Origin of the sequence: Enterococcus gallinarum (genome assembly GCF_021496385.1) — a bacterium.
Classification (GTDB): Bacteria; Bacillota; Bacilli; order Lactobacillales; family Enterococcaceae; genus Enterococcus_D; species Enterococcus_D gallinarum.
Window position 1 is genome coordinate 3,397,021 of the sequence record NZ_CP050816.1, and the last position, 17,448, is coordinate 3,414,468.

The window sequence follows — 17,448 nt, forward strand, 5'->3', positions numbered from 1 at the left end:
ATTCATCTTCAAAAAAAGAGATGTCTCCAGTGAAGGAAAACATCTCTAAATCGTTGGTAAACCAACGTTCTAACTTTGTTAGAATTATTCCGCAGCGTTCGCGTCTTTGAGACCGTATTTTTTGTTGAAACGGTCCACACGTCCATCTGCTTGTGTGAATTTTTGACGTCCAGTGTAGAATGGATGTGAATCAGATGTTACTTCGACACGGATCAATGGATACGTGTTGCCATCTTCCCACTCAACAGTTTCTTGTGAATTCTTTGTTGAACCTGATAAGAATTTGAAACCAGTAGTTGAGTCCATGAATACAACTGGATGATAATCTGGATGGATATCTTGTTTCATTTCTTCTTCTCTCCTTTGCCCTGGTCCATTTGCTGTACCAGAGTTGATTTGTCGATTTTACAACATGACTATCTTACCATGTTTCGTTTTTCGATGCAATTATCTTTTAAGATTTCTTTTTGGCCGTTTATCGCCAAAATGTACGTCATGAAAAGCAGACAAGAAATCCGCATTGGTTTTTGTTTTTCTTAAAAACTGTAGGAATTGTTCCGTGAATTCTAATGAGTCACCAGTCATATTATTGCGCAAGCGCCAAGTCTCTTCTAATTGTTCGCTGCTCATCAAGAGCTCTTCTTTTCTGGTACCGGATTTCTTGATATCGATGGCTGGGAAAATACGACGCTCGGCTAAACTGCGAGAGAGCTGCAGTTCCATGTTTCCAGTTCCTTTGAACTCTTCGTAGATGACATCATCCATTCGGCTGCCGGTATCAACTAACGCAGTGGCTAAAATCGTCAGACTGCCACCTTCTTCGATATTCCGAGCAGCTCCGAAAAATTTCTTCGGTTTGTATAATGCGGCAGGATCGATCCCGCCACTCAATGTACGGCCGCTTGGTGGCACGACTAAGTTATAGGCACGCGCTAAACGCGTGATACTATCCATCAGTATCACAACATCACGCTTGTCTTCAACTAAACGCATGGCACGCTCCAAAACCAATTCAGAGACCCGAGTATGGTTGCTAGGCTGCAGATCAAAGGTCGAAGAAACAACATCTCCTTTGACACTTCGTTCCAAATCCGTCACTTCTTCCGGGCGTTCATCAATCAATAAGACGATCAACTCTACATCCGGGTGATTGTCAGTGATCCCGTTAGCGATTTCTTTCAAGATACTAGTCTTCCCGGCTTTCGGCGGGGCAACGATCAATCCCCGTTGACCAAAGCCAACCGGCGCCAGCATGTCGATCATCCGTGTTGACAGACGACCAGGGGTAGTTTCCAATTTCAAATGACGATTCGGATAAAGCGGCGTCAATGCAGGGAAGTGCGGCCGTTCTTTTGCTTCTTCCGGATCTTTGCCATTCACAGATTCTACATGCATCAAACCATAATAACGTTCTGACTCTTTTGGCGGTCTCGCTTTCCCCGCTACTTTGTCGCCATTTCGCAAACTGAAGCGGCGAATCTGAGAAGAAGAAATATAGATATCTTCTGCACTGGGGCCATAATTGATTGGACGCAAAAAGCCATAACCTTCCTGTCCAACGATATCAAGGATACCTTCCATATAAAAGAAACCCTGTTTTTCTGCTTGGGCCCGAATAACAGCCAGTGATAATTCTTTTTTGTTCATTTGGCTGTAATAAGGAATTCGAAATTCTTTGGCAAACGTGTAGATTTCTTTTAGCGTTTTGTTCTCCAGCTCTGCCATTGTTAGATAGTCGCTCATAGTTACTCCTCTACCATTTGAATGTCAGCCCCTAAGGCTGTAAGTTTATCGATTATATGATCATATCCCCGTAAAATATATTCGACATTGAAGACTGTGGTGGTTCCCGTAGCCATCAGTCCAGCAATCACTAAACAAGCTCCTGCTCGCAAGTCTGATGCAACGACTTCTGCGCCATGAAGCTGGCTCGGTCCGTTGAGCAAGATCAAATTGCCTTCCGTTGTTGCTTGCGCACCCATCCGTGCAAGTTCTGGTATGTGATTGACACGTTTTGCATAGATTGTATCCAAAATTTCTGACGTGCCATTTGCTTTCAAAAGTAAGGGAGTGATCGGTTGTTGCAAGTCGGTAGCAAAACCAGGGTATGGGTATGTTTTTACATTGGCTGGCTTTAAATCTTTCGATGGATAAACATAGATTTCATCTTCACTGATATCCATGCGCACACCAATTTCTTCTAATTTAGCGATGTAGCTTTCAAGATGCTCATAAATGACATTTTTGATGGTGATTCCTTCACCCGCTGCTGCCGCCAAAGAAAGATAAGTGCCTGCTTCAATCCGATCGGGAATGATCGAATGGCGGCAACCGTGTAATTCTTGGACGCCTTCAATGCGGATCTCGTTGGTGCCTGCCCCACGGATCTTGGCTCCCATGTTGTTCAGCAAAGTTGCCACATCAATGATCTCAGGTTCGCGAGCGGCATTTTCGATGATCGTCTTGCCTTTAGCTTTGACAGCTGCCAACATGACATTGATCGTCGCTCCGATAGATACCATATCCAAGAAAATCCGTTCTCCGGCAAGCCCCGCTTCACTTGTACGCAAATACATCGCGCCATGCTCATTCGTAACCGTAGCCCCTAACGCCTCGAATCCCTTGATATGCAGATCGATCGGACGAGGACCTAGGAAACAGCCGCCAGGTAAGCCCACGACTCCTTCACCGAACTTGCCTAACAATGCGCCCATGAAATAATAAGAAGCGCGTAAACTATTGATTTTGCCGCTTGGCATCGGAATCGAAACGATCTCGGTTGGATCGATCGTCAGTGTGTTTTCTTCAAAGTGCGTTTGAACACCCATAATTTCTAAAATTTCAATCAATGAGTGCACGTCTTGAATATCCGGCACCCCTTCTAATACGACAGGAGAATCAGCCAAAATCGCCGCAGGAATCAACGCTACTGCACTATTTTTTGCCCCGCTGATCGTCACTTCTCCTTTTAAGGGACGATTGCCTTGAATGACAATTTTTTTCATCTATATCCACCTATACTTTAGAGTTTGTGTGTATCATGCCAATTTTAGCATAGAACAGACAAAGAAAAAAGCAGGATTTCCCCACAAAAAAAGAACGATCACTTGTGATCGTTCTTTTGAACTGAAAGAATTAAGCTTTACCAGCTGAACCGAACCAGTCAATGTGTTCTTCTGCATCTTTGATGATTGCAGCTTTACCTGGTGCCAATAGTTTACGAGGGTCAAAACCTTTACCTTCTTGGTCTTTACCAGCTTCGATGTATTCACGTGTTGCTTTTGCGAATGACAATTGGAATTCAGTATTTACGTTTACTTTAGAAACACCCATTGAAATTGCTTTTTCGATTTGTTCTTGAGGAATACCAGAACCACCGTGTAATACTAAAGGAACATCAGAACCTACAGCATCAGCGATTGCTTGTAAGTGGTCAAAAGCAAGTCCTTGCCAGTTTTCTGGGTATTGTCCATGAATGTTACCAATTCCGCAAGCTAGGTAATCAATACCAGTTGCAACCATTTGTTTACATTCTTCGATGTCTGCTAATTCACCAGCTCCGATGATGCCATCTTCTTCACCACCGATTGAACCAACTTCACATTCAACAGAAACGCCTTTAGCATGTGCTTTTTCAACAACTTCTTTAGCCAATTTCAAGTTTTCTTCGAATGGTAAATGAGAACCATCGAACATAACTGAAGTATAGCCAACTTCGATACATTCCATTGCTGCATCGTAGTCACCATGGTCTAAGTGAATCGCAACTGGAACAGTGATGTTCATTGATTCAACTAGATCACAGATAAGATCTTTAGCAAGTTTGTATCCGCCCATGTATTTTGCAGCACCCATAGAAGTTTGAATAAGAACTGGCGCTTTTTTCGCTTCAGCAGCTTCTAAAATCGCTTGAGTCCATTCTAAGTTATTTGTATTGAATCCACCTACTGCATATCCGCCTTGACGAGCAGCTTTTAAGAATTCAGCTCCTGATACTACTGGCATAAAAAATTCCTCCTAAGTTTTAAAAAACTTTATTTGTTAAGCAATGCTTAACCGACACTGCTATTTTAGCAAACATTTGCAGTATTTGCTACTAAAAGATGTAATTCTCTTTTCAATAAAAGATTGCACAAATTAAAAATTCTTTGCTTTTCATTTTCTTTTCTGAAAAAACTTTGTGAAACTAGCCTCTCGTCTTACATTTGTTTGCATACAATAACAAGAATACTTCTGAAAATTCGAGAAAAAATTCACGAACTTTTTCAACAATTTATCATTTTCCTGCTGACGATATGGATTGCCTATCGGACAAAAAAAGACTATTTGTTTTTGAGCATATGAATAGCTCTGGCAAGTGGAGTATACTATCATGAAAAAAAGGAGGGATAGAATGAAAAAAACAGTAGTGGGATTTATTGCGTTGTTGGGTATATTCTTTTTAGCAAGTTGCGGAGCAAATGGAGCGAGTCAAAAAACCAAGACATTCACGAATGAACAAAACGGAGTTCAAATGGAGTTGGTCTTCAATTACGAAGGTGACGAAGTGAAAAAGCAAACCGCCAACAATATCATGCCTTATTCTTCTGTTGGCGTATCTACGAAAGAGGAAGCAAAACAATTATTGGATCCGATCGCCAAACAGTATCAAGCAATCAAGGGTATCGATTATTCGCTTGATTACGGAGAAGATGCAGCAACCGAATCATTGACGATCGATTACAGTAATTTAGACTACGATGCGGCAAAGCAATTGCCAGGGGTCACATTTGAAGGTGATACTTCAAATGGCATCAGCATGGAACGAACGGAAAAAATGTTACTAGACCAAGGGTATACCTTAAAAAAATAAACTATTCCTTTTAGAAACGAGCGAATGTGGAATGGTCCTAGAAAGATCATCCCTACTGGCCCCTGAAAAAGGGGCTTTTTTAATGAAAACCAGTTTTCCCCCATTTCTTCTTAACGGAAGAAATGGGGGAGCTGTTCTTCGTATGTTTCTTTTACTTTTTTACTTCTTTGAACGAGTCCATGCATCCCATACTCTCAAAGGGGTAGTGCCATTTGCTTTGGTAATCCACTTTTCTTGCCTGCTCCGTTTTGAGACCAGCTTTTTTTATCTTTTTTCCTAGAAAAATGTTCCACCTGCCATAGACCAAGAAAAGACGTCCACGATTTCACTCGAATTGTCTCATCGTAGACGTCTTTCTTCTTTGATTGTTATTCTTTTGTGTTCAATGAAGAAATATGCTGATCAATCATCTGCTTTAGCCCATTTACTTCTTCATAAAGTAAATTGAACTCTTTGGCCAACTCACTCATAATATCTGCACTCATTAACAAGTCCTCGGCGTGACTCAATAACAACGACATCCAAACTTTATCACCTTGTGCTTCTTGCTGTACCAATTGCCGATGAGCAATATGCGCTTTGTGATAATGACTCTTGCCGCTTTCAATCGCAGATAGGGCCTCTTTTGTTTGCTCTTTTCGCATTTGTTGAATACTTTCGAAAAAGCAACTTCTTGCCATCCCAGCTTCGGAAATAATTTGAAAACAAATTTGTTCTTTTTCTTCCATCTTACTCTCCTATCAATTCCAGCGCTTGTTCTAGTGCTTTTTGTCCGTCCATCATACCGTAAGTTCGCATATCAATAGAAGCTGTTGGGCAAGCCACTAACCCTTGAACTTCTGCTAAACGATAAGAAACCTGTGGACCTAATAACACACAATCTGCATCTTTAGCCACATTAGCTACCGATTCGATTGAAAATGCGTCAATCGATACTGGAATAGCTTTTTTTTGAGCTGCTTGTTTCATATAATTTACTAAGACACCAGTAGACATTCCACCAGCACAAACTAAAACGATCTTTTTCATCTTAAATCCCCCACTTAATTTTAATTTATAGGCTGTCAGTACTTGTTATGCTTGCGCAATTTTTCCTTCTTCTGCCAGTGCTGCTTTATCTTGCCAGCGCATGAAAGGAATATAAATCAGCACGCATAACACAAATTGGATCAGCTGAGCGATAATCCCTTGCCAGCCATTCGTTAAGAAACCGCCAAAAATGATTGGAAATCCTGTTGGGATATTGACGCCATTATGATAAGGCATAAAGCCAACAATCGTTAATAAATAAGCTGATAAAACAGAAACAGCTGGTGTTACCATAAGTGGTATCAACATCCTTATGTTCATCACCTGCGGAATCCCAAATTTGATTGGCTCTGAGATTCCAAACATAGAAGGAATCAATCCAATTTTCCCAACAGCTTTGAGCTGTTCTGATTTGCAACTGAAAATGGCTAATAAAGCTACTGCAAAGGAACGAGCGCCGCGATTGTTGAGTATAAAACCAATGGTAAACAAATGTGGCAATGGTTGACCAGCACTATAGGCAGCCAAGTTGTCTAGCATAGGTTGATAAAAGACCAGCATCAACACTGGATAGACTGCCAATACACCATGGATACCGAAAAACCATAGGAATTCAATAAATGCCACAATAATCATGCAAGCAAACACATTGGCACCCAACAAGGTCAGCGGTGCTTGAACCCACGTGTAGATCATATCTGTTAACGTTCCATATGGAGTAGCTGCTATTGCAACATAAATAATCCCCATGATCGTGGAAACAATCACTCCGGGAACGATTGCAGCAAAGGACTTATTGACAATTGGTGGGACTGAGTCTGGCATTTTGATTGTCAGATTCTTTTCCACACATAGAATATAAATCCTTGCACCTAGTATCCCGCCGAACATTGCAACGAACATTCCACTAGAACCCAGCGTCGAAAACTCGATCACTTTGGTCTCTTCGAATGTTGCGATGGGACTTAAAATCAAGAATGAAACTAAACTCATAATGCCAGCGTTTAATTGATCTGCATTCAAATGTTCCGCCAGTTTATAGCCAACTAAGAAGGCAACATAGACGGAAATGACATCGATGGTCATCGCATTGATTTGTGTCAACAATGATTTAAGACCTATTTGATCCATTATTTGTTGTGTATTGCCAATATCGATGGCATTGATTAAAGAAGCAATCGAACTGATCATCATAATCGGCATTAACCCCATCATGGCATTAGAGATCGCTCTCATATAAACATTATTTTGCACCTTAATTGCTCCCGCCAACACCTTATTCTTAAACGTATTCATAATATCCTCCTATCCTTAATTTTGTAAGTATTTTTCTCTTAACAACCGGATTTTTTGTTGGGAAAAACCAAGTTTGTTGACCACATAGTCCTCAACTCCACCATAAGCACCGATTTGCGCCAATGCATTCTGCAAAAAATGACGATCAGCTTCTTTAAAATAGCGCATCGCCTGAACAAAATCGGGATTATCGGTCTCTTGAAGCAACCGCTGCAGGCTTTTCTCATTTTTTTCTTTTTTGTATACATTGGTTAAGAGATAGTCATGCATCACATCTGCTTCACTGACGCCCAGTAGTAATTGAATGAGAGCGACGCCATAACCAGTGCGATCTTTCCCTCCACGGCAATGTTGAACGATTGCTCCCTCTTCAGCTAAGTGAATTTCTAAGACTTCTCTATAAACGTCTTGACACTGTTTATTTTCAACAAATTCTTCATTCTGACGGATCATTAATTCTTTTGCCAGAGCCGCCGTCATTTTTTTGGGAGAAAGCACACTTTCTTCCCCATGTTCTGAAGAAGCTAACGCAGCGATATCCGCAATGGGTGTCAAATAAAGAATCTCTGCATTACCGATCGGCCGATCTTCATTATTCAGTCTTTCCTTTTTATTTCGATAATCAATGATCTTACTGATTCCAAGTTGTACTAACTTTTCTTGATCTGCAGCTGTAATCTTGCTTAATTCATCAGAACGATAGAGTCGCCCACGTATGAGACGCTTTCCTTCTTTGTTACGGTAGCCGCCAAAATCGCGAAAATTGTATGCTCCTGATAGTTTGATTTTTTTGTCTGTCATAATCTACTCCTTTAAGTGATGGATAAATGTGATGAAGTCATTCGTCGCAATCAGTTCGTTCACTTTCTCAGATGATGTACATATTTTGATCAAATGATCGTTTAGCGACTTAGCCTTTAAATGGTCTTGCTCAGCAATGACTAGTAAGAAGACCAAACGAACCGATTGTTTATACCAAAATATTGGTTTCTTCAAATGGGCAACAGCAATCACTGTTTCCGATCCAATCAATACATTGGGGTGTGGAAAAGCAACCATCGGCAAGAAATCGGTTCCAAAAAAAGCTTCTCGTTCAAATACCAAAGCTTCAAAATTATTTGGCATCTGATATTGTTCGTTAATGCAATGACATAAAAAATGCAGCACTTCTTCTTTTGTTTCAAAGTCTTGGTCACAAATAAACAGCGGTTCCTTAAAGAAGGTCAAAAGTTTTTCAACGGTAAAAACAGTCGACAGTGCATCAGCTATTTTTTTGATCATTTCAGGCCGCATAAAATAGTCAAAACTCATTACAGGAATGGTTCCTTCATAAGGTAGATCGATCGATGAAAAGATAAAATCAAAGTCTTGTTCTTTTAGGAACTGAGCAAATTCATATTGATTACAAACCGTTACTTCTTTAATGTAATTTCGGAAATAGAATTCAAACTTTTCTTTTAAAAATGCATTGGCTGCTCTCCCCAGATCGTTTACAACTAAAATATACTTACGCTGCGTTTGTGAACTCTTCTTATTCAGGGCGACATCAAAGTGCATGGCTAAATAGCTAAGTTCATGATCGCTGATACGCTTATTGAAATGCGCAACGATTACTTGTCCAGCAATAATAGCTAAGTCGTATCCTACATTGCAATGGACTTTTACGTCATCTAACAGCGGGTTTTTCAGCTCAATTCCTAATTCGATTCGATCAATCAAAGGAACAAAGTGAAGCATCAGCATCGTCTGTAAGTCCAAATCTTGACTGAAGTCAATTTGTCTTCGGTTTTTGACTCTTTTTAGAACTTGCCTCACTAAGTCCGAAACTTCCTCTGAGACAACGTTTTTTTCATTTTTGGGAATGACCCGTTTCCCCACGATCTGACCAAGCACATAGTTTCGCTCACATTCTGTAAAAAGAACACTGCATTCTTCTTCGATCCGCTTGACGATTCGCTTGCCTAATAATGATTGTTCAGCATTGGTTCTTCCTCCAATAGGCAGATTGCGATCTAAGTAGCGGCCGCTTTGCATTCGCATTACGGCGATTGCTAGGTGATTGACTAAGTTCGTCACTATAGCTTCTGAAATCGGATAGGCTTTTTGAGAAAACTCAGCTAAAATGATTGCTTGAATCTGTCGATGCAACTGCGATGGCGTCCCTTCACTAGAAGGTAATTGATGCAGTTGTTTAAGGTGTGTCTTTTGCAGATAATTGCTTGCCATAAAGCGACGTAAGTCGAATTCACTGCCGCAAAGCTTCATGCCGTAGTAAGGCTTTGTTTGGATGGATAAATTATAATGGCTTAAAATCCGTCGCAGTTTTTTGAGTTCTTGAGATAACTTGCTTTGTGAGATAAATAAGCGTTCACATAATAATTCTGACTTGATGTATTCGTCTTCTTGGACGAAGTACTCAATGATTTGTGTCACAAAATCTTCTTGAGGTGTGTTTTCTAAGCTACGTTGAAATAATTCATGATTGATTATTTGTAAAAACAAGCCACTTCCTTTCTTCCCTTGAATCACACAGCCATAAAGCGATTGGCTTTGATTGATTTTCTCCACATATCTTCGAACTGTTTTCGTACTGACACCTACTTTTGCAGCGATCTCTTTGGTTGTCATAAACCCGTCTTGCTCTGAAAGAGCCCTGATCAACAATAAGCTTATTTTTTCCATCTTTCTCTCCCTCATTAATTAGTTTAGAGTCTATTGTAGTCAACCTCCATAGGTATATGGTCCCTTTTATTAGGGTCAATTTCTACAAGAAGTTTTATCTTTAATAGTTAGGAGTAGCTGAAAAGGCGTATCACTTCGGATGCTACTAAAAAAAGCACTAGCACTGGCTAGAACGGAAACGCCCTTCAAAAGTTAACCCAAAAAACTAACTTTTGAAGGGTGTTTTATGAGAACGTTCCTTTATAAATGGGTCGAGTGATCCTGACTATATTTCCCCCACATTTATTTAGAGCGTACTCTTATGCTTAAAAAAAGGCTGTAGGCCTCCCTTTTCCGGGACATTGCCTACAGCCTGAAACCAGCTCAACAGCTGGTTTTTAATCTGGTACTATATGTGTTACCCACGATTGTCTAATGATGCACCAACAAATGCTTTGATCAATCGTTGTGGACGTGTTGGTCGTGAAATCAATTCGGGATGGAATTGGCAACCCACAAAGAATTTATTTTCTGGAATCTCAACGATTTCAACTAAGCGATTGTCTGGTGAGACACCTGAGAAGACCATACCTTCTGCTTCAAAGATTTCGCGGTATTTATTATTGAATTCATAACGGTGACGATGACGTTCTTGTACGACTTCTTCTCCTTCATAGGCTGCAGCTGTTTTCGTTCCTTTTTTGACTTTACATGGATACAAGCCTAAACGTAGCGTACCGCCTAAGTTTTCAATATTTTCTTGATCTGCCATCAAATCAATGATGTTGTTTGCTGTATCGGGATCAGTTTCTGCCGAATTCGCATTTTCTAACCCAACGACATTGCGGGCAAATTCCACGCAGGCCATTTGCATTCCCAGACAAATCCCTAGGAATGGGACATCATTTTCACGAGCATACCGAATCGCTTCGATCTTGCCTTCGATTCCACGATCGCCAAAACCGCCGGGAACTAAGATACCGTCTGCATCCTGTAAGTATTCGGCAACATTGTCTTTCGTTAATTCATGGGCTTTGATCCAATCGATCGTAATGTCGGCATCATAAGCAAAACCAGAATGTTTCAATGCTTCAACAACAGACAGATACGCATCTGGCAATTCCACATATTTCCCTACCAATGCAATGCGGACTTTCTTTTTCAAGTTCAATACTTTTTCCTCTAATGCTTGCCATTCTGTCATATCAGCTACTGGCGCATTCAATTTCAAGTGATCACAAACGATTTGATCCATTCCTTGTGCTTGTAAAGCCAATGGGATCGAATAGAGTGTTTCTACATCTCGAGATTCGATAACCGCTTCAGGTGCAACATCACAAAATTGGGCCAATTTGTTTTTTGTTGATTGGGACACAGGTTGTTCAGTCCGAACCACTAGGATATTTGGTTGGATACCCAATCCTCGCAACTCTTTTACACTGTGTTGCGTTGGTTTGGTTTTCATTTCACCCGCTGCCTTTAAGTAAGGAATCAACGTTGTATGAATGTACATCACATTGTCCGAACCAACGTCAGCTTTCATTTGGCGCAACGCTTCTAGAAACGGCAACGACTCGATGTCGCCAACGGTTCCGCCGACTTCAGTGATGATGACATCTGAATCGGTCATTTTTGCTGCCCGCATGATTTTTTCTTTGATTTCATTGGTGATGTGCGGAATTACTTGGACAGTTGCTCCTAAGTATTCCCCTTTACGTTCTTTGCGCAAAACTTCTGAATAGATTTTTCCAGTCGTTACATTTGAGTATTTGTTCAAGTTGATGTCGATGAAACGTTCATAATGGCCTAAGTCCAAATCTGTTTCTGCACCATCATCGGTCACGAATACCTCACCATGTTGGTATGGGCTCATCGTTCCTGGATCAACATTGATGTAAGGATCAAACTTTTGGATCGTTACTTTTAAGCCACGATTCTTCAATAAGCGTCCTAGTGATGCTGCCACAATACCTTTACCGATCGAAGAAACCACACCGCCGGTTACAAAAATATATTTTGTCATAAACTGAAAAACTCCTTTTAAACTATTTTGCAGGAAAAGCACTTAGAAAATAAGAAAAGCTCCCTATCCATAAATGAATAGGGAGCGAAAATTCTAAATCACTTTCTGACTCTTTTTCAAGAGTGCCCAAACAAAATGATACAATCTTGCCTAGCAAAAGTCAAGCAAACTTTTCTCGAATCCTTTCTGGATGCGGATACATCGAAAAATCGCTGATTTCGATGAACATTCACAAATCGCTAAACTTCTTTCTTACTTTCTTAATGGATTCTTTGGGTCTGCTTGTCATAATGATTCTTGTAGAGGAAGCTCGGTGCTTTACTTGTTTTGTTACAAATGATCAGAAATCGTTTTCTTATCATTTTTGCGAAAACAAGGTGCAGGTTCGATTCCTGTCTTCTACTTTGAATAGATAACAGAACAAAACCGCTAGATTGGTTTTCTCTAGCGGTTTCTTTTTTTGTATCGGTTGTCACAGACGCTTCAATAGATTCTAAGGACCATCTTCCAATGACTTATTCGTTTGTTGCCTCTGCAGATCGAACGACTAGTAATTGATTAGTACAATTCAAGGTACTGCTCGCGTTCCCACTCAGAAACTGTTTGACGGAAAGCGGCCCATTCCAAACGTTTGGCTTCCACAAAGTTCGCAAAAATGTGTTTGCCCAATGCATCGATCATCACGTCATCTTTACGCAATTCTTTGATCGCATTGTGGATCGTTGATGGCAGGTCTTCGATTTGTGCTTCTGCACGTTCTTCTTCATTCATCACATAAATGTTGCGGTCCACTGCAGGCGGCGGTGTCAACTCACGACGGATACCATCTAAACCGGCTTGCAGCAAGACAGCCATTGCCAAATACGGATTAGCGGATGGATCAACGGAGCGCAATTCTAACCGGGTGGACAAGCCGCGAGATTCAGGAACACGAATCAGTGGTGAACGGTTGCGTCCTGACCAAGCAACATAAACCGGTGCTTCGTAACCTGGGACCAGACGTTTGTAAGAATTGACTGTTGGGTTGCAGACTGCTGTATAAGCACGGGCATGTTCAATCAAACCGGCTAGGAAATGATACGCCGTTTGGCTCAACTGCATTGGTCCTTCTTCATCAAAGAAGACATTTTCTTTTCCATTGAACAAGGACATATTGCAGTGCATACCTGACCCATTGATGCCATATAATGGTTTTGGCATAAATGTCGCATGCAAGCCGTGTTTGCGGGCAATCGTTTTGACAACTAATTTGAAAGTTTGGATGTTATCGCACGCTTCTACCGCATCGGCATATTTAAAGTCGATTTCGTGCTGGCCTGGTGCTACTTCGTGGTGGGAGGCTTCCACTTCAAAACCAAGGCTTTCTAATTCTAATACGATATCGCGGCGGCAGTTCTCACCTAAGTCAGTCGGTGCAAAATCAAAATAGCCGCCTTTGTCATTTAGGTCTGTTGTGATTTCGCCATCTTCATCTAATTTGAAAAGGAAAAATTCCGGTTCAGGCCCAAGATTGAAAGAAGTAAAACCTAGAGATTCCATATCTGATAGTGCCCGTTTTAAATTGCCGCGAGGATCGCCAGCAAATGGCGTGCCATCAGGGTTGTAGATATCACAAATCAAACGAGCGACTTTGCCATGCTCACTTTCCCATGGGAAAATCATCCAAGTAGATAAATCTGGGTAAAGGTACATATCACTTTCTTCAATCCGTACGAATCCTTCAATGGAGGAGCCATCGAACATCATTTTGTTCTCAAGTACTTTTTCCAATTGGCTAACTGGCACTTCTACATTTTTGATCGTTCCCAAGATGTCAGTAAACATCAAGCGCAAGAAACGTACATTCTCGTCTTTAACGATTTGTTTGATATCTTCGGCTGTTCTTTCAATTTTCGGCATAATATCCCTTCCTTTGACCTTTATTCTTTCGTGCCACAACATTGATCTACATTAGCGGACCTTTTTGTTGGAATGGCTGTTGTTGATTCAGACCACCTTGCGCTAGGAGTTCGTCATAAAAGATTCGACGAACATCTTCGTCAGTCAGTGGCGGTTTGTTCTTTGCTTCTTGTTCTTTGGCAATTTTCATCTCGTACACACGTTTGATCCCAGCCATATTCAAACCATCCGACAGATAGTCTTTGATTTCTAATAGCGTATCGATATCATTTAATGAATACATGCGTCGATTACCATCACTGCGTTCTGGATGGATCAGTTCTTGTTCTTCATAGTAACGAATTTGACGAGCCGTCAGATCCGTTAGTTTCATCACTGTTCCAATCGGAAAGACAGACATCGAACGCCGCAACTCTTTTTCCCGCATAACGTGGCGCCTCCCTCATTTAGATGATCCTGCATAACTTAATTGAAACTATACCAATTGTTTTTTCCACTGTCAACCCTTCATGTAAGAAAAAGTGACATAGACATTTATTTTTTTCTGTTTGGCAGAACAATCACAAGAAAATCATCCTTTTACTGGTTGAATGAAAAAAATTTCCAATGGTAATAACTGAAAAAAAAAACTGCGTGCAGGTATTAGAATTCCCTACACACAGCTCGACCACTTCATTTCCTGAGCGTTACTCTTCAATTGTTGGATAGATCCCGGCAGAACCTGGCAATGCAAAACCTTTTAGGTGATAGGTTTGATCTTCCTCGTCAAAGTCATTGGTAAGCAAGAGTGTTTCCCGCTTCAAACGGTTCAATCGCTTGCCTTCATTGGCAGCTAAAACGGTTTGATAAGGCTGCATGATTTGCATGAGTTCCATTTTAATTGCTTGGATCAGTTGTTCTTTCCCTTTACTGCTCTTGGCAGAAATCAAAACATTGGGGAACAGCGTCGGCACAAATTGTTCTGGATCAATGCGATCAGCTTTATTATAGATCGTCAGAACTGGGACTTGCGTCAATGACAGTTCTTCCATCAATGCTAAAACTGTTTTTTCTTGCTGTTGCCGATCATGAGAACCAGCATCAACCACATGCAGCAGCAGATCCATATTTTGACTCTCTTCTAATGTAGAATGAAAGGCATCGATCAATTGTGTCGGCAGTTCTTGAATAAAGCCGACAGTATCGGTAACGGTCACTTCCAATCCTTCCGGCAACCGCCAACGCTTTGTCAAAGGATCTAACGTCGCAAACAGTTGGTCTTGCTCATAGGTATCCGCACTAGTCAATAAATTCAAAATCGTTGATTTCCCAGCATTGGTGTACCCGATCAAACCGATCTGAAAGACTTGACTGTCGCGGCGTTTCTGACGGGTACGATCACGATGAGCAGCGACTTCCTTCAACTCTCGTTTAATGATCGTGATCCGATTGCGGATATGGCGTCGATCCGTCTCCAGTTTGGTTTCTCCTGGTCCTCTCGTTCCAATACCGCCCCCCAGACGGGACATATTTTTCCCTTGTCCGATCAATCGAGGCAGCAAATAATCTAATTGTGCCAGCTCTACTTGCAGTTTTCCTTCTTTTGAACGAGCGCGCATAGCAAAGATATCTAAAATCAATTGGACACGATCAATAACTGGCGCCCCTAATTCTTCACCAATCAACTGGCTTTGTCGGGGTGTCAATTCATGATTGAAAATCACCAAATCAGCTTCATGGGCATCCACTAACTGTTGCAGTTCCGCCAATTTTCCTTTTCCGATCACTGTTTGCCGATCAACTTGCGGCCGTTTTTGGATCAGTGAAAAAATCACCTCTCCGTTTGCTGTTTTGGTCAAACTTTTCAATTCATTCATTGAGGACGCAAAGGTCGAATAATTTCGTTCTGTTTCTACGCCAACAAGGATTACGCGTTCTTGTGTCATTCCTTCTCCTCCAACCATTGGTCGATCGCTTTTTCGATCGAAGATACGTCCTCAGGATGCTGGACAAGATCGACCCATCTAGGAGCGAGACGATTCTTGAACCAAGTCAGTTGCCGTTTGGCGTACCTGCGAGACTGTTGTTTGATTTGTGCGACCGTTTCTTCTAATGAACATGTACCGGCAAAATAAGGGGCAAATTCTTTGTACCCGATTCCTTTTGCTGCTTGGGTCTCAGGATGGATCAGCACCTGTTGTGCTTCCGCAACCAAACCTGCTGCCACCATTTGATCGACTCGCTGGTCAATACGCTGATACAACAACTGTCGGTCTGTGGAAAGCCCAATCATAAAATAATCGTATACCGCTTCCGGTGCAGTAGTCGGGGCTGCAATGCTTATTCCCGTTGTTTCCAAGACTTCCAACGCGCGGATCACTTTACGTTCATTGTTGTAATGGATCTTTGCTGCGGCTAAAGGATCTAATGCCTGCAACTTTTGCCATAGCGCTTCTTTGCCAATTCTTGCTGCTTCTTGCTGGTAGCGCTGCCGAACGGAAGGATCACTTTCCTCAGCGGCTCCTAATTGATAGTCATAGAGCAAAGCTTGGATGTACAATCCGGTTCCCCCTGCTACGATAGGCAGATGGCCTCGTTGATGGATGGCCGTGATCAACTCGCGGGCTTCTTTTTGAAATTCTGCCACAGAATAGGATTCATGGCTGTCGCGAATATCGATCAGATGATGAGGGATTCCTTGCATTTCTGCAGCTGTTACCTTGGCTGTCCCAATATCTAAGCCACGATAGATCTGCATGGAGTCGCCGCTGATCACTTCTCCCTGATACTTTTTCGCCAGTTCGATGCTTAAGGCCGTTTTTCCAACCGCAGTCGGTCCGACTACCACAATCACTTTTTCCATCAATGAGCTTCCTCCTGAACCTTCCTTTGGACTTCCCGGACTCGCTCAGGAAAATTGGTAATAATTCCCGTGACCCCTACTGTAAGACAGTGACGAATTTCCGCTTCTGTATCGACTGTCCAAGGACGAATGGCAATCGGATAATCCGCGATCTGTTCCTCATGTTTCTTGACCCACTCATAGGCAGGATGAATCCCTTCAATGTAAGGGCGCGACAATGCTAACGGAGGTTTCGCCTCCGATTTTCCCATAATAAAGTCAAAGGTTGCTTGCGGTTCAATCGCATACAATCGATCCAATGTGTCAACATTGAATGAACAATACCAATGAGTAAAGGGCCAGCTTTGACTGGCTAACAATTCAGATACTTTCTTTTCGATCCCTTGATACTCGTAATGGTCTGTTTTCAATTCAATCGTTAAAATACCACGATAATTCTTTGCTGCTAAAAGATCGAGGACTTCCTTCAACGTCGGCACTTTTGTGGCGGCATAATCTTCTGAGAACCAGCTGCCGGCATTCAATTCTTTTAGTTCTGTCAGCGTTTTATCACAAATTCGGCCTTTGCCGTTCGTGGTGCGATCGACTGTTTCATCATGCATTACGATCAGGTGACCATCCTTTGATAGATGAACATCTAGTTCAATGATATCGGCTTTGACCCGAACTGCTTCTGCAAAGGCTGGTAACGTGTTCTCTGGACGGTCTCCACTACTGCCACGATGGGCAACGATTTGTACCATTTGTTTCACTCCAATCTTTTTCTATTTTACCACGGAACCCCATAGAACCAAACTCCTACTCCTTGTGCCATCCTCATTTTCTAAAGGCATCGCTAGGATTTGT

Annotated in this window: 16 protein-coding genes; 1 reads left to right on the forward strand and 15 read right to left on the reverse strand. The window is 41.7% G+C overall.

Annotated features, from left to right (window positions below):
- Positions 1 to 84: 84 nt before the first annotated feature.
- The 4 genes from HED61_RS16415 to HED61_RS16430 all read right to left on the reverse strand — a co-directional run bounded on the left by HED61_RS16415 (position 85) and on the right by HED61_RS16430 (position 4,005).
- Positions 85 to 348 (reverse strand): type B 50S ribosomal protein L31, encoded by a 264-nt coding sequence (locus HED61_RS16415; protein ID WP_005228304.1) that lies wholly within the window; start codon positions 346 to 348, stop codon positions 85 to 87.
- A 99-nt stretch (positions 349 to 447) separates the two neighbouring features.
- Entirely contained in the window at positions 448 to 1,743 is a 1,296-nt protein-coding gene (gene rho, locus HED61_RS16420) for a transcription termination factor Rho (protein ID WP_003127377.1), read from the reverse strand.
- Between the two features lie 2 nt (positions 1,744 to 1,745).
- Positions 1,746 to 3,005, reverse strand: a complete 1,260-nt coding sequence (locus tag HED61_RS16425) for a UDP-N-acetylglucosamine 1-carboxyvinyltransferase (protein ID WP_003127375.1) — start codon at positions 3,003 to 3,005, stop codon at positions 1,746 to 1,748.
- A 130-nt stretch (positions 3,006 to 3,135) separates the two neighbouring features.
- The gene (locus HED61_RS16430) at positions 3,136 to 4,005 is read right to left on the reverse strand and encodes a class II fructose-bisphosphate aldolase (RefSeq protein ID WP_003127374.1); all 870 of its coding nucleotides are present in this window, start codon (positions 4,003 to 4,005) and stop codon (positions 3,136 to 3,138) included.
- 388 nt (positions 4,006 to 4,393) lie between these two features.
- Between HED61_RS16430 and HED61_RS16435 the strand changes: the two genes are divergently transcribed.
- Positions 4,394 to 4,852: a YehR family lipoprotein gene (locus HED61_RS16435; RefSeq protein WP_003127373.1), complete on the forward strand. Its 459-nt coding sequence runs from the start codon at positions 4,394 to 4,396 to the stop codon at positions 4,850 to 4,852.
- A 368-nt stretch (positions 4,853 to 5,220) separates the two neighbouring features.
- On the opposite strand, the gene HED61_RS16440 is transcribed toward HED61_RS16435, so the two are convergent.
- From HED61_RS16440 to HED61_RS16490, 11 genes are all read right to left on the reverse strand, one after another.
- The gene (locus tag HED61_RS16440; protein WP_003127372.1) at positions 5,221 to 5,580 is read right to left on the reverse strand and encodes a PTS lactose/cellobiose transporter subunit IIA; all 360 of its coding nucleotides are present in this window, start codon (positions 5,578 to 5,580) and stop codon (positions 5,221 to 5,223) included.
- Position 5,581: 1 nt separating this feature from the next.
- Positions 5,582 to 5,881, reverse strand: coding sequence for a PTS sugar transporter subunit IIB (locus tag HED61_RS16445; protein WP_219645057.1), 300 nt, complete (start codon positions 5,879 to 5,881; stop codon positions 5,582 to 5,584).
- 45 nt (positions 5,882 to 5,926) lie between these two features.
- The gene (locus tag HED61_RS16450) at positions 5,927 to 7,177 is read right to left on the reverse strand and encodes a PTS sugar transporter subunit IIC (RefSeq protein WP_219645056.1); all 1,251 of its coding nucleotides are present in this window, start codon (positions 7,175 to 7,177) and stop codon (positions 5,927 to 5,929) included.
- Between the two features lie 15 nt (positions 7,178 to 7,192).
- On the reverse strand, positions 7,193 to 7,978 hold the full coding sequence (locus HED61_RS16455; RefSeq protein WP_219645055.1) for a tyrosine-protein phosphatase: 786 nt from the start codon (positions 7,976 to 7,978) through the stop codon (positions 7,193 to 7,195).
- Positions 7,979 to 7,981: 3 nt separating this feature from the next.
- Positions 7,982 to 9,859, reverse strand: coding sequence for a BglG family transcription antiterminator (locus HED61_RS16460; protein ID WP_195971910.1), 1,878 nt, complete (start codon positions 9,857 to 9,859; stop codon positions 7,982 to 7,984).
- Between the two features lie 397 nt (positions 9,860 to 10,256).
- Positions 10,257 to 11,861 (reverse strand): CTP synthase, encoded by a 1,605-nt coding sequence (locus HED61_RS16465; RefSeq protein WP_003127367.1) that lies wholly within the window; start codon positions 11,859 to 11,861, stop codon positions 10,257 to 10,259.
- 558 nt (positions 11,862 to 12,419) lie between these two features.
- Positions 12,420 to 13,760 (reverse strand): type I glutamate--ammonia ligase, encoded by a 1,341-nt coding sequence (glnA, locus tag HED61_RS16470; RefSeq protein WP_005471630.1) that lies wholly within the window; start codon positions 13,758 to 13,760, stop codon positions 12,420 to 12,422.
- A gap of 46 nt (positions 13,761 to 13,806) precedes the next feature.
- Positions 13,807 to 14,187 carry a MerR family transcriptional regulator gene (locus HED61_RS16475; RefSeq protein ID WP_003127364.1) on the reverse strand — a complete coding sequence of 127 codons (381 nt, stop codon included), beginning with the start codon at positions 14,185 to 14,187 and terminating at the stop codon, positions 13,807 to 13,809.
- A 259-nt stretch (positions 14,188 to 14,446) separates the two neighbouring features.
- The gene (gene hflX, locus HED61_RS16480) at positions 14,447 to 15,685 is read right to left on the reverse strand and encodes a GTPase HflX (RefSeq protein WP_081132081.1); all 1,239 of its coding nucleotides are present in this window, start codon (positions 15,683 to 15,685) and stop codon (positions 14,447 to 14,449) included.
- Positions 15,682 to 16,602, reverse strand: coding sequence for a tRNA (adenosine(37)-N6)-dimethylallyltransferase MiaA (gene miaA / locus HED61_RS16485; RefSeq protein WP_103300570.1), 921 nt, complete (start codon positions 16,600 to 16,602; stop codon positions 15,682 to 15,684). Before miaA ends, hflX begins: the two co-directional genes overlap by 4 nt.
- On the reverse strand, positions 16,602 to 17,345 hold the full coding sequence (locus tag HED61_RS16490) for a glycerophosphodiester phosphodiesterase (RefSeq protein WP_219645054.1): 744 nt from the start codon (positions 17,343 to 17,345) through the stop codon (positions 16,602 to 16,604). Before HED61_RS16490 ends, miaA begins: the two co-directional genes overlap by 1 nt.
- Positions 17,346 to 17,448 lie beyond the last annotated feature (103 nt).